Origin of the sequence: Nostoc sp. ChiQUE01b (assembly GCF_034531255.1) — a bacterium.
Classification (GTDB): Bacteria; Cyanobacteriota; Cyanobacteriia; order Cyanobacteriales; family Nostocaceae; genus Nostoc.
The window spans coordinates 1-13097 of record NZ_JAVRBM010000137.1 but is presented as its reverse complement, the minus strand read 5'-3'; the positions used below and the strand labels follow the sequence as shown (position 1 = coordinate 13097).

7 protein-coding genes and 2 pseudogenes are annotated in these 13097 nt (G+C 42.1%); 6 read left to right on the top strand and 3 right to left on the bottom strand.

Annotated elements, in window-relative coordinates:
- Window positions 1-556: 556 nt before the first annotated feature.
- Both RMY63_RS39705 and RMY63_RS39700 read right to left on the bottom strand, forming a co-directional pair.
- A complete protein-coding gene (locus tag RMY63_RS39705; RefSeq protein WP_322733924.1) occupies window positions 557-3871 on the bottom strand; it encodes a HEAT repeat domain-containing protein in 3315 nt (1104 codons plus the stop codon).
- Window positions 3872-4141: 270 nt separating this feature from the next.
- The gene (locus RMY63_RS39700) at window positions 4142-4300 is read right to left on the bottom strand and encodes a hypothetical protein (RefSeq protein ID WP_322733925.1); all 159 of its coding nucleotides are present in this window, start codon (window positions 4298-4300) and stop codon (window positions 4142-4144) included.
- Here RMY63_RS39700 and RMY63_RS39695 point away from each other — a divergent pair.
- Window positions 4236-4505 (top strand): annotated as a pseudogene (locus tag RMY63_RS39695) (hypothetical protein); the annotation flags it as partial. The gene RMY63_RS39700 and the pseudogene RMY63_RS39695 sit on opposite strands and share 65 nt — an antisense overlap.
- Here the strand turns inward: RMY63_RS39695 and RMY63_RS39690 are convergent.
- Window positions 4495-5166: pseudogene (locus RMY63_RS39690) on the bottom strand (IS630 family transposase); the annotation flags it as partial. The pseudogenes RMY63_RS39695 and RMY63_RS39690 sit on opposite strands and share 11 nt — an antisense overlap.
- Window positions 5167-5499: 333 nt before the next feature.
- On the opposite strand from RMY63_RS39690, the gene RMY63_RS39685 reads away from it, so the two are divergent.
- The 5 genes from RMY63_RS39685 (at window position 5500) to RMY63_RS39665 (ending at window position 13047) form a co-directional block, all read left to right on the top strand.
- Window positions 5500-6177 carry a Mo-dependent nitrogenase C-terminal domain-containing protein gene (locus tag RMY63_RS39685; protein WP_322733923.1) on the top strand — a complete coding sequence of 226 codons (678 nt, stop codon included), beginning with the start codon at window positions 5500-5502 and terminating at the stop codon, window positions 6175-6177.
- Between the two features lie 228 nt (window positions 6178-6405).
- On the top strand, window positions 6406-7251 hold the full coding sequence (locus RMY63_RS39680; protein ID WP_322733922.1) for a DUF928 domain-containing protein: 846 nt from the start codon (window positions 6406-6408) through the stop codon (window positions 7249-7251).
- Between the two features lie 5 nt (window positions 7252-7256).
- Window positions 7257-9479 carry an adenylate/guanylate cyclase domain-containing protein gene (locus RMY63_RS39675; RefSeq protein ID WP_322733921.1) on the top strand — a complete coding sequence of 741 codons (2223 nt, stop codon included), beginning with the start codon at window positions 7257-7259 and terminating at the stop codon, window positions 9477-9479.
- 268 nt (window positions 9480-9747) lie between these two features.
- A complete protein-coding gene (locus RMY63_RS39670; protein WP_322733920.1) occupies window positions 9748-10053 on the top strand; it encodes a hypothetical protein in 306 nt (101 codons plus the stop codon).
- 762 nt (window positions 10054-10815) lie between these two features.
- The gene (locus RMY63_RS39665; RefSeq protein ID WP_322733919.1) at window positions 10816-13047 is read left to right on the top strand and encodes an FdhF/YdeP family oxidoreductase; all 2232 of its coding nucleotides are present in this window, start codon (window positions 10816-10818) and stop codon (window positions 13045-13047) included.
- The last annotated feature ends 50 nt before the right edge of the window (window positions 13048-13097 follow it).

Genomic DNA, 13097 nt, shown 5'->3' with positions numbered 1-13097 from the left:
CCATTCTCCTTAACTTTTTGTTACATAACTATAAATTTTTCCGCCGACTTACTTATTTATTAAGTTTAGTTCCAGATGAACTGAGCATTGATTCTACTTGGCGGTAGGACAAACACAATCTCTTTTTTCACTCATTCTAATATCTGACTTTTCACTCTTATCTAGAAAACCTCGCTTCCATTCCCTAGTAAGAAAGCTTGCTCAGGATTTAGGTTTAGCGTTAGCTTTTCTATATGATGTCAAAGGTCAGATTTTTTTAAACTAATCACTGCTGGCGCGTTCGATTCAGCTAAACTGCTGATGCTTTCTGGAATTGGGAATGCAGAACATCTGCGATCGCTAGACATTCCTGTAGTCTGGCGTAGGTGCAAAGCGGCTTGTGGTCAGACATCGCTGTGTCTCAATTTATATGCTTAAGCAGCGATCGCAATGTATTTAATATCAAAGACTTATTAATGGAGCTAAAAGACTCATTTTAATTAAATAAAAAATTTTCCCTCAGATTATAAGTCTCTTTCTCAATTACGAATTACGAATTACGAATTACGAATTAATATCACGACCTTGGTCGCAACAATTGCACGAAGGTATCACTCACAGTATGGTCTTTGGTATCGGCGGCGTATTGAACTAATTTTTCCTTCAGTTCTTTTGCAGCATCTAACGGGAGTAAGGTTGCTAGCAAAAAGTAGACACCACGAAAACGGGGGTCGTCCATGTGGTCAAGGAGACGGTTCTTAGCTTCCTCACTCTCGCCGAGAAAGCTTTGCACCAAAAAGAAATCCATAATCTTGTCGTGGCGGAAATACCATTCTCTCTTGGCTTCGCCTTTTTCGTCTTGCCACTGACGGCTGACAACCATTTTATATTTATCGTCTTCCAATGACTGTAATACCTGGTAAAATTCATCCGCAGGTAACGCTTGCTCATCCTTGAGCCGCATTTGATAGACAGCATCGGAGAATTTTTTTAGGGGAAATTCCTGGTTCCACTCTTGCAAATATTCGGCTGCCATCAAATTATATTGATGTTGTTGCAAGTGAAACAAATCGGGGTATTCGCCTTGGGATAACATCAGGGCTACCACAGTTAAATCCATTGGATTAGAGAGAACCTTCTCAATCGCGGTTAATTCTTGTGGTGATTGCTGATTACTGAGGGCTTTGGTTAAAAAACTAGCAGTGGCTTGCTCATAATTAGTACCTTGAACTTTGGCATTTTTGGGCAGTCGTGGCTGACGGGAAATCAGAAATTGCTGAATTTGTGGTTCCTCAAGGGGGAGCAATTTATATATTTTGGCTGTTGAGGGTGGTGTCCACTCTAGGGGTTGGGTGGTCATGATGATGTTACCCCGAAAATAGCTTTCGGCAAATTGGCAGATTTTTGCCCTGGTGTCGGCAGTAACTTCATTGAGTCCGTCAATGCAGATATCTAATGCACCACTGTAAATTAAATTCTTGAGAAAATCAGCATCTTGTGCTTGTCCGTGCAGCTTGGCTTGAATTGCCTCAATTACCCCTTTGTCACATTTGTGTGCAGGTAGATAAACCACAAGCCGCCCAGAAGTTTTTACCAAATAGCGCAGAAACATTGACTTACCCAAGCCAGAATCACCTTCCAAGATGACTTGTCCTTTGATGCTAGGTAGCACTTGGGTAATTGGTACGGGTTCGTCTACACCGGGAACTTTCACTTTAGAATTTGGGAAGTAAGCTTCGGGGTTAAAATTATCTAACCCGGCATCGGCTAGTAGGGAAGGCTTGAAGGGTTCAAATAACTTTTCACGGAAAAAGGGAACCCAGGTGAGAATTAAGCCGACGTAGCCGACACCGAGAATGCGCCTTACCCAAGGATTCCAGAAGAAGATGGCTTGGACTTGGAGAAATTTGGGGTAAGCGAAGATGAGGGCAAGCCAAAAGGCAGCGTGAATCAAAATAGTAGTTCTGGCGTTGAACAACCACTGCCAAGTTTTGAGGTTAACTATGACTGATTGCAGCGAATCAGCTTCGTTGTAGCCGGCTTTTTTGAGGTTGTTGTAGTGAGTTTCTAAAATCACAATATCTTGTGGTTGCCAATGGACTTTTCTGGCAACTACAGCAATTTGCTTTGCTAAGTCTTCCCGTAATCGTGCTAAACCTTGGCTAGGTTCCCAGACTTGGGCAAAGATTTTGAGAGTTTTATCACCGCGATCGTGGCTTAATTGAAGAGGAATCGTTTTGCTATCAGGAAAACCCAGCCATATAAGTAGTGTTTTGACTTCATCAGTGCCGCGACCCAGGAAATATGTCAAAAATCGCCACTTTTCAAATTCTGATTGACCTGCGTAATAGATACTATCCAGAATTACTGCAACATGATTCAGGTTAAGTTGTTCTATCTTTCCCAATGCCTGTGCTGCACCGTAACGAACATCTGAATCAACGGATTTATACTTGAGGAAGTCGAGGATATCTTTGACGTAGGGTTTGGCAGCCTCCCCCAGATTTCCCAACACCAATACTGCACTGGAATGAACATTTGAGTCAACGGTTTTATCCTTGAGGATGTCAGCGATGTCTTTGACGTAGGGTTTAGCTGCCTCCCCCAGATTTCCCAATGCCTTTGCTGCACTGGAACGAACATCTGAGTCAACGGTTTTATCCTTGAGGATGTCAGCGATGTCTTTGATGTAGGGTTTGGCAGCCTCCCCCAGATTTCCCAATGCCGATGCTGCATTGGAACGAACATCGGAGTTAACGGTTTTATCCTTGAGGATGTCAGCGATGTCTTTAACGTAGGGTGTGGCTGCCTCCCCCAGATTTCCCAACACCAATACTGCACCCTCACGAACATAGGATTCAACGGTTTTATCCTTGAGGATGTCAGCGATGTCTTTAACGTAGGGTGTGGCTGCCTCCCCCAGGTTTTCAAATGCAGAATTTAGAGAGTTCCCAGAAATTGCTTCAACGAGTTCATCTTGGGGTAAGTGGAGGATGTCTTTAACATACGGTTTGACAACTTCCCCCAGATTTCCCAATGCCTCTGCTGCACCGTAACGAACATCGGAGTTAACGGATTTATCCTTGAGGATGTCAGCAATGTCTTTGACGTAAGGTTTGGCTGCCTCTCCCAGGTTTCCTAGTGCCACTACTGTATCGTGACGAACCTCAAAGTTAACAGTTTTATCCTTGAGGAAGTCGAGGATATCTTTGACATAGGGTTTGGCTGCCTCCCCCAGATTTCCCAATGCCACTGCTGCACTGGAACGAACATTTGAGTCAACGGTTTTATCCTTGAGGATATCAGCGATGTCTTTGATGTAGGATTTGGCTACCTCCCCCAGATTTCCCAATGCCTTTGCTGCACTGGAACGAACATTTGAGTCAACGGTTTTATCCTTGAGGATGTCAGCGATGTCTTTGATGTAGGGTTTGGCTGCTTCCCCCAGATTTCCCAATGCCTCTGCTGCACTGGAACGAACATTTGAGTCAACGATTTTATCCTTGAGGATGTCAGCGATATCTTTGACGTAGGGTTTGGATGCCTCCCCCAGATTTCCCAATGCCTCTGCTGCACCGGAACGAACAATTGAGTCAACGGTTTTATCCTTGAGGATTTTGGCAGCTTTCTGAGCAATATCTTCTGGTTTCTGAACCACCGATTTCAAATTTTCTAGATCATATTCATTGAATTTTTCAAAAGCGAGTTTCTTTACTCCATCATGTCCATCATCAAGGGCAGTAACAATAGCGTTAATCTGCCATGCTTCTGGCTTTGGGCGAGGCTGTTCTTTCGCACTCGCCCAAGGCAGGGCGAGGAGGAGAGTCAACAGCAGGGTAAAGGGAAAAAGGAAAAAGGGCGACGATCGCTTTTTAATTATGTGTAGATACATTTGTATAATTCGTAATTCGTAATTCGTAATTTTATTTAGATATAAAGGCTCTTTCTGCTCTTTCTTTAGTAGGGAAAGAGAAGGGAGTTAGGTTTTTACTAGTAAAACAGGAACCGCTACAGTTATCTTTTTATCGTCTGATAACTCAACCTAGCTAGAAATGGAATATTAATGTAATTATTACAGGAATTTAAAAAGATACGCCCAGAGTATAATAATGAGCTTCCCTGAGCGATGGTGCGACGCCGAATAGCCCGTCGTAGACATCGCCTACTCAAACCACTGCACGAGATAATGAGATAATAACAATACCTCGTTCAATTGTTGGCGATCGTCAATGTCCTTTGATAACCTCTGCAAACTCCTGTCGGAAAAACATCCAGCTACCTTTGCCAGTTGGGTATTAGGAACACCACAAACTTGTGTCAAAGTCCTCAAAACCGAATTGAGTATTGAACCAATTCGCGCTGATTATGTCACATTTTTACAACTACAAGGACGCATTCTGCATCTAGAATTTCAAACTAAACTAGAATCTACGCCACCCCTACCCCTGCGGATGCTAGATTATTGGGTACGCTTGTATCGTTTGTATCGTCTACCAATAACGCAAGTTGTTGTATTACTGCTTCCATGATGTTTACTCGACCTCTACTAGGTCTACCTGTTACCTTTTTTCTTTTGCCTTTTTTACCCCAAGTCTTCCTTCTCAACACTCGTAAACTAAAACCGCTTTCATCCCAAAACCATATCTGATAAAGCCTGGGGTTTTCTTTGCTTCTTGCTAAATAATTTTGAAACTTTTCTTTAAATTCTTTTCTTCTCTCTGGATTTTGTCTGTCTTCTAGACTATACTTTGCCCAGAGGTAAGCATACTTTTTTCTTTTTAAGATTTTCCTCACTTGCGAACCACTTAATTTTAACCCGGTTTCTTTCTCTAAATAGGTCGCTAATCTTTCTGCTGTCCATCTTCCGAATTCATATCCTAGTTCACTTGGTTCTTTATCTACTGTTTCTAATAGTTTATTTAGATAATCTTGGTTAACTTTTCTCTGTTCTCTTTTTCTTCTTCCGTCTTCTAAGCTTTCTATTTTATCTGGATTTCCATGCACACACCAATATGCTACTGTCCTCCGCAAACAACCAATTAATTCTGCTATTTCTGTTTGTCTTCTCTCATCATTCATCAATAACAGTATTAAAACTCGCTCTCTCATCTCACAGCGATCGCTCTGTTTTAATAAGTTTTGTAAATGCTGTTTTTGTTCTAAGCTTAGAAAGCCTTTAGCCGGCATAGCAACCTGTACATTAAGTTATATTCTTCTCTAGAATATGCAAATTGTAGGCGCAACAGCTTAGTTCACCTGGCAGGTTCGCATACTTAGAAAACTCCATCACTCTGTAACGCAAATTACAGTCTTAAACCTTATGAATATTTGAGGCACTCCAATCGAATTCAATTTAAGTATAAAAATTCTCAATAACGGTATAAATTGATTTTACCTTAAGACCAGCTATTGCGATTTGAGAACTTCTCTGATTTATTTTTCTGTGCTGCTTCCACTATCTTCATAGTCATTGGTTAGGGTAGCGTAGTAGTGACTGAGGAAAGCTTGAGACGTGAGTTTATGACAAGTACCGTTCAATCCCCCTACAGCAACGAACAGATTGCCGCTTGGTTGCGTGGACTGCTTACTATTGCTTGGGCTGATGGTAATTTTGACGATCAAGAACAGGAATTAATTGCCAGCATCACCAAAAATGAATTAGCTCCTAAGATTAAATGCGACTCACTAGAGATAATTACCCCAGAGGAATTAGCCGCAGCCTTGGGTAAAGGTACACCAGCCGCAGAAAATTTCTTAAGGACAGCGGTGATGGTAGCGATCGCAGATGGTATTTATTCTCCCAGCGAAGATGAGGTTCTGCAACAGTTCTGTCAAGCCTTGGAACAGCCAGAGAAGTTACTGGAAGCCCTTCGCCACACTCTGGAACACCCACAGCAAATTACCCCCACTATCGCCAGCACTGGGCTGACAAAGCGTCAAATCAATGCCCTACACCCCCTGCAAGACTGGCTCGATGGGCTAGATATCCAAGACCCAAGAGTAGCACGCTTTTTGTGTAAAATGATTCCCGCCCAGTGTCCCTTTGAACGAGATGTCACCCTATTTGGACGCAAGATTGTGCATATCCCACCGATGTGTAAAATTAACCCGTTATATGAGCAACTGGTAGGCTTACGTTTCCGCGCCCTCTCTTATTTAGCAGATAAATGCGGTGAAGATGTTTCACCATATATTTAAGTAGGGAGAGGGGAGTGGGAGAGTGGGGGAACAGGGGGAGATGAGGGAGCAGGGGGAGCAGAAGAGAAGTTGTAATAAGTCTTTCCCCTCTGCCTCTTGTGCCCAATCCCCAATCTCCAATCCCCAATCCCCAATAAATAGTTCTGTAGTTGAGTGGAAAATCTGACTCTGCTTTTGGGAATACTTGATTTATTCACTTGACTAATCTAGAACTCAGGCATTATCAATATGAAATGGATGAAACCATCTCTATATTTTGTAGCCTTTTCTTTACCTTTGTATTTGCTTTCTGCTTTCACAGCACAGGTACAAGCTCAGTCGTATCATTCCAATAAAACTTGGCAAATTAGTCAAACATTTAAGCCACCACAGCGAGGAAAACCTCCTGCAAGTGCTGGTGGTTCTACCCGTGGTAGCTCTTGTCTAACAGGCAAAAAATTGATAATTCCCTTAATACCTCCAGATAAATTAGGGCTGACATTTGCTCAACATCCAACATTTTTCTGGTATATACCTCCATCTAAACTCAAAACAGCCAAGTTTCTGCTTTTGACTGAAGACCAGAACGTATTTTATGAAACCTCTTTTACACTTCCAAATAAACCGGGAATTATTAGCTTTAAACTTCCTGACAGTGCCCCTACACTCACTGTAGGTAAAACTTATCATTGGTATCTAACAATTGTTTGTGATCATCAAGACAACAGTGAAAATCCCACTGTAGAAGGTTGGGTGGAACGCACTCAGCCCGGAGCAACTTTGTCGCAAGCGTTAGCAAAGGCAAATTTGTACAAGTTGCCCACTATCTATGCAGAAGCTGGGATTTGGCATGAAGCGCTGACTAGTTTAGTGCAGCTACGCCGGACTGAGCCGAATAATTTCAAAGCAAAGCTAGATTGGAGACAATTTTTCAAGTCAGTAGGTTTGAGTGCGATCGCTTCCGAACCATTAATTGATTGTTGCACATCTACAAAAGAAGAGCATGGGGCATTGGGCACGGGGCATTGGATTGAGGGAAAATTGCCAACTCCCAACTCTTGTACAGACGCGATTAATCGCGTCTCTCAGCACTAAATATTATGTGGGCAAAGCTGAAACCGCACATCTGGCAATGGCGGGGTGTTTTACTTGCTGTTCCCAATATTACAGCCCTGGTGATTGCAATCCGCTTGACTGGATTACTGCAATTGTTGGAATTGGCAGCACTAGATCAATTTTTTCTCTTGCGTCCACCAGAGTCGGCTGATACTCGTATTGTCATAGTTGAGATTAATGAGGCAGATGTCCGCAAGCAGGGACAGTGGCCTATGCCTGATGGAAAACTTGCTAGTTTGTTAAAGAAAATCAAACAGCAAAAACCCAGAGCGATTGGTTTAGATATTTATCGTGATTTACCCGTCAATCCCGGTTATCAAGATTTACTTAAGGTGTTTAAGTCTACTCCTAATTTGATTGGAGTCCAAAAAGTCTCTGATACTATTGATAGTTCGGCGGTTGATTCGTCTCCAGAACTGAAGAAACTTAATCAAATTGGGTCGAATGATTTACCCATAGATGGAGATGGCAAAATTCGGCGAGCATTATTGTACGTAAATTTAAATAATGACGAAATTCTGGAAAGTTTTGGGTTAAAACTGGCATTGTTGTACTTGAAACCTGAAGGTATTACTGCCAAGCCATCGGCAACTAACTCTAATTATTTGCAGTTAAATCGGGGTGTTTTCCCGATTTTTGAAGCTAATGATGGGGGTTACGTCCGAGCTGATGCTGGGAGTTATCAAGTGCTGTTAAACTACCGAGGACGGATACAGCAGTTTAATAAAGTCTCTCTTAGTGAAGTGCAAGAGAACCGCATTCCACGAGATTTAATGCGAGACAAGGTGGTATTAATTGGTGCTACTGCTGAGAGTTTGAAGGATCTATTCTATACGCCTTACAGCAGTAATGTCTTGACTGACCCAGAACGAATGGCGGGTGTAACAATTCATGCTAATTTGATTAGTCAAATTTTAAGTACGGCGATGGAAGGTCGTCCGTTGATTAAGTGTTTACCTAACCCGTTAGAATGTTTATTGATTTTAATTTGGTCAATTATTGGTGCTAGCTTGTGTTGGCTGCAACGCCACAGTAGCAACCAGAAAACTTTGATGGCTGTTACTGTAAGTCTTGCAGGTGGCGGTTTAATTGGTAGCAGTTTTCTGGCGTTTTTGGCTGGTTGGTGGATTCCTGTTATCCCTTCATTGCTGGCTTTTGCAGGTTCTGCGATCGCACTCACTCAGTATATTGCCCAAAGTGCTACCGAGATGCGAAAAACCCTCGGTCGCTATCTAACTGATGAAATCGTCGCTAATATCCTCGAAACTCCTTCTGGGTTAAAGCTGGGAGGAGAACGCCGAAAAGTTACAGTTCTCGTATCTGATTTAAGAGGATTCTCGGCTATTTCCGAACAATTGCCCCCGGAAGAAGTAGTAAAGATTTTGAATCTTTATTTGGGAACAATGACAGATGTGATTAATCAGTATAAAGGCACGATTAATGAGTTTATGGGTGATGGGATTTTTGTAATTTTTGGTGCGCCAATTAGTCGCAGAGATGATTCTCAACGAGCGATCGCCTGTGCTATTGCTATGCAATTGGCAATGCAGCAAGTGAACGAACAAAATCAGCAAATGAATTTCCCAATCCTGGAAATGGGAATTGGGATTAATACAGGTGAGGCTGTGGCGGGAAATGTTGGTTCTCAAAAACGCGCTCAATATACAGTTATTGGCAGCCATGTTAATTTGGCTGCTCGAATTGAATCTTATACAGTAGGAGGACAGATTTTAATTTCTGAAAATACCTGTAAGGATGCCAATATTGACCTCCAAATTGCTGGACAACTACAAATAGAACCTAAAGGAATAAAATACCCTGTGACAATTTGTGAAATTCGTGGCATTGGTGGTAAATATAATTTATTCTTGCCTGATGAAGAAGAAGAAATGCTCATTCTCAATCAAGAAATACCTGTAAAATATACCATTTTGCAGGGGAAACATGCAGTAGGAACAGTATTTATGGGGGAATTGATTAGCCTCTCAGAAAAAAAGGCGCAGCTGCGATCGCCCCATTCTTTAGAACTCTTGAGTAATCTTAAACTCAAGTTATTGATTGAAGCAGAAATGGCTACAGAAGAAGAACATATCTATGCCAAGGTGATTGAACAATCTCATGTTGACGAGCATCTTTTTCTGCTTCGGTTTACAGCAGTTCCCCCAAAAGCTGACGCAATTCTCAATGCACTGCGTCAGCTTGGGTGAGATTAGAGCATCAATATTGAAATGGGAGGTGTATGTAAATAGGGTAAACCGAAAAAGTAGGTAGTCTAGCTTTTTCTAAAACAGTAACAATTGTTGCTGATAGAACCAAGCGATCGCGGTAAGATTTTGGACTTAAGCCCGATCTAACTCCAATAACTCCTTAATAATTCGTAATTTTTAATTGATGGTATGAAGCAACTAAGTTGAGTTGTGGAGTTCAAAATATGATTTCTTCTAAAACTGAGATTCAATTACACCCAAAAGACAAATGACAAACAAAAACAACTTTCAAAGATTAGTAGAACTTGCAAATGATTATGGAATTATTTGCGAACCAACACCAGAAGAATGTTTGATTGCATCCTTGCCTGGAGACGATAATTTCTTATTAGCTTTTACTTGGTCTGGTACTGTTGAGGGAGAGCCACCAGAGCATGAATTAATTGCAATTAGTGTACAAGATATAGTCAAAGAAGTTACCGTTGCAGCTTGGCAGATTCCTTTTTATTTATTCGGAAACGTTTTAAGGCAAGCTCAAATGCTTGTCGCTGCTCACAAAGATTTTGTTAGCTAAGAGAAAAGCTATAGTTAAAAACTGCTATCCCTGTCAACTGTCTGTGGCAGGGATTTTTATTTCAACTACTGTTTTAAAGATTTAAAAAAATTTCTGTGTTGACTGCTGATCAGTTATCATATCAAATCCGGTAGTATCTGAATGATTAAAAAACCGCAGAGACGCTGAGTACGCAGAGGGAGAGAAAAGAGGAATAATTCTGATACAAAGGGATTTGATAACACTGTACTAAACGCTGTAACTTAAAAAATTAAAGCTGTAGTAACTAGAACTCCTTCTGTATTAACTACAGAAGGAGTTCTAGTTAATAACGTTTCTAGTGTGATAATTAAAGCTTAAGCTGTTGTTATTACGAATTAATCCTTGCTTATCAATGAGCCTGGTGTGATAAGTAAGGCTTAAGTTTTTGTTACTACGGCTGAAGCTGTTATTATCAAGCCGGAAGCTGTGGTTAATAACGTTCCAAATGCTACAAGTAACGCTTAAACTGTTGTTACTACGGCTGAAGTTGTGCTTATAAACATTTAAGTTGTCGTTAAGACACAAGAAGTTAATCTTCTCAGTTTTTACCTTCTATAGCAATCGAAGCATAGATTAGGACATCAACAGATGATAAAACTTAGACACAAAAAGACTTTTCACCCAGTCCCCAGTCCCCAGTCCCCAGTCCTTGCTATATGTCTAAATTTTTAACCGCCTGCTACTTAAATGCTACTTAAAACGCTAGCCTTGAAGAATCCAGCCACTTACATACATTGCATCATGTTACCTAAACCCAAAAAGCACTGGACACCCCAGCACTGGGCAAGTTGGAAGCCTTTCGGGATTGGCGAACAGTACCCCAACAACTATTGGGAGGTATTTCGGGCAATCTGGCTGTCTCGTGACAAACTACCATACACGTGGAATATCTTAAATAAAGGTGTATGCGATGGTTGCGCTCTGGGAACAACCGGGATGAAAGATTGGACTTTAGATGGTATTCATCTTTGCAATGTCCGGTTGCGGCTGTTGCGGATGAATACAATGCCAGCTTTTGACCCTGTGCTATTGGAAGATGTTTCGCAGTTACAGAAACAAAAAAGTGCCCAATTGCGCGACTTGGGGAGACTTCCGTACCCGATGATTCGTCAACGAGGTGAAAAAGGCTTTCGCCGTGTGAGCTGGGATGAAGCTTTAGGGGTAATTAGCGATCGCATCCGCACTACTACACCAGACCGTCTCAGTTTCTATGTTACCAGTCGCGGTACTGTCAACGAAACTTATTATACCACCCAAAAAGCTGTACGAGCAATGGGAAGCAATAATATTGATAATGCTGCCCGCATTTGCCATTCTCCCAGTACAGCAGGATTGAAAGCTGCTTTGGGTGCTGGGGCTACCACCTGTTCTTATAAAGACTGGATTGGCACTGATTTATTAGTCTTCATTGGCTCGAATGTTGCTAACAATCAGCCTGTTACTGTGAAGTATCTCCATTATGCCAAGAAAGCTGGCACTAAGATTGTAGTTATTAATACTTACCGTGAGCCAGGAATGGAGCGTTACTGGGTGCCCTCAATTGTAGAAAGTGCCGTTTTCGGTACAAAGTTTGCCGAAGACTTCTTCTTAATTAATATGGGCGGGGATATAGCATTTTTAAATGGCACTATTAAACATATAATTGCTAACAACTGGGTAGACCAGTCATTTATAAATTTATACACAGTTGGCTTTGCTGAACTCAAAGCATCGTTAGAGAGCCAATCTTGGGAAGAATTAGAGCGGCTTTCTGGAACATCCCGCGAGTCAATGTACGCCTTTGCCAAAATGGTCAAAGAAGCTAATAAAGCCGTATTTGTTTGGAGTATGGGCATTACTCAGCATGAATGCGGCGAAGATAACGTACGAAGTATCATTAATCTAGCTCTCACCAAAGGTTTTGTCGGTCGAGAAGGCTGCGGTTTAATGCCAATTCGTGGTCACTCTGGGGTGCAGGGTGGTGCAGAGATGGGATGTTACGCCACAGTATTTCCTGGTGGTAAACCCATCACCCCAGAAAATGCTGCCCAATTGAGTCAACATTGGGGCTTTGAAGTGCCAGCAAGTAAAGGTTTAATTGCTCCAGAAATGATTAACGCCGCACATCAGGGAGAATTAGAAGTGTTGTTTTCTGTGGGTGGGAATTTTTTAGAAGTACTGCCAGAACCAGATTATGTGGAAGCAGCGTTGAAGCAAATACCTCTACGGGTACATATAGATATTGTTCTCTCCAGCCAAATGTTGGTGGAACCTGCTGATACTGTGGTGCTGTTACCTGCGACAACTCGCTACGAAATACCAGGAGGAGTCACAGAAACTAACACCGAACGCCGAGTAATTTTCAGTCCAGAAATTCCGGGGCCGCGGATTGGAGAAGCGCGTCCAGAGTGGGAAGTATTTTTAGAATTGGCAAGGCGGGTAAAACCAGATTTAGCAGATAAGCTAGCTTTTGCTAACACTGCTGCTATCCGTCAAGAGATAGCTCAAGTCGTCCCCCAATATGCTGGTATTCAACACTTACAGCAAGCTGGCGATCAGTTTCAATATGGTGGCTCACATTTGTGCTTTGGTTGGAATTTCCCGACAGCCGATGGGAAGGCACACTTTGGCGTATTATTGCCACGCCAAAGAGAATTACCAGAAGGCTATTTCTTATTAGCGACGCGCCGAGGCAAACAATTTAATAGTATGGTGCAGGAACGCAAGGATGCAATTACTGGGGCGATGCGAGAGGCGGTGCTGATGAATGCGGCTGATGCGGCACTGTTGGGTTTAAAAGATGGGGATAAGGTAATTCTTAAGAATGATTTAGGCGAGTTATGCTGTCAAGTCTACATTGCGCCAATTCAGTCAGGAAACTTGCAAGTACATTGGCCAGAAGGGAATGTGCTACTAGATAAAAGTAAGCGATCGCTTGAAGGAGTTCCTGATTATAATGCGATCGTGCGGTTAGAAAAAGAATGCGACAAATAGACCCGTCCTAAAACTTGCAAGCAAGTATATATAAGGCTTTGAGACCGCCT

Coding starts and splice junctions, on each gene's coding strand:
- RMY63_RS39670 (WP_322733920.1), top strand. CDS start 9,748: ATGACAAACAAAAACAACTTTCAAAGATTAGTAGAACTTGCAAATGAT.
- RMY63_RS39685 (WP_322733923.1), top strand. CDS start 5,500: ATGACAAGTACCGTTCAATCCCCCTACAGCAACGAACAGATTGCCGCT.
- RMY63_RS39680 (WP_322733922.1), top strand. CDS start 6,406: ATGAAATGGATGAAACCATCTCTATATTTTGTAGCCTTTTCTTTACCT.
- RMY63_RS39665 (WP_322733919.1), top strand. CDS start 10,816: ATGTTACCTAAACCCAAAAAGCACTGGACACCCCAGCACTGGGCAAGT.
- RMY63_RS39705 (WP_322733924.1), bottom strand. CDS start 3,871: ATGTATCTACACATAATTAAAAAGCGATCGTCGCCCTTTTTCCTTTTT.
- RMY63_RS39675 (WP_322733921.1), top strand. CDS start 7,257: ATGTGGGCAAAGCTGAAACCGCACATCTGGCAATGGCGGGGTGTTTTA.